The organism is Streptococcus sp. DFI.7.26 (assembly GCF_022240605.1).
GTDB classification, from domain to species: domain Bacteria; phylum Bacillota; class Bacilli; order Lactobacillales; family Streptococcaceae; genus Streptococcus; species Streptococcus xiaochunlingii.
The window spans coordinates 1-243 of the sequence record NZ_JAKOGN010000075.1; the positions used below are offsets into that span (position 1 = coordinate 1).

Genomic DNA, 243 nt, shown 5'->3' on the forward strand with positions numbered 1-243 from the left:
TTCCATAAAAATTACTAATATTTTCCCAAATTAAAGGATCTCGTTTTCCTTGACTACATGATATTAAATCTAATAATAGGTTACAAGTAGGGTCTTTTAAAAGTTCTTGATATTCATTTTCAATTCTTGCTTTAATCCCTTTACTGTTTAATGTAGTTATCAATTTTGAACTATAATCATCAACCTTCTGTTTTGCTAGGATACAAATTTCTGATGGTCGTATACCTCCTTGAATTTTTGATT

The 243-nt window shown here is 27.6% G+C and carries 1 pseudogene; it reads right to left on the bottom strand.

Going from position 1 to position 243, the window contains the following annotated elements:
* Positions 1 to 243 (bottom strand): annotated as a pseudogene (locus tag L0M85_RS09980) (ATP-dependent helicase); the annotation flags it as partial.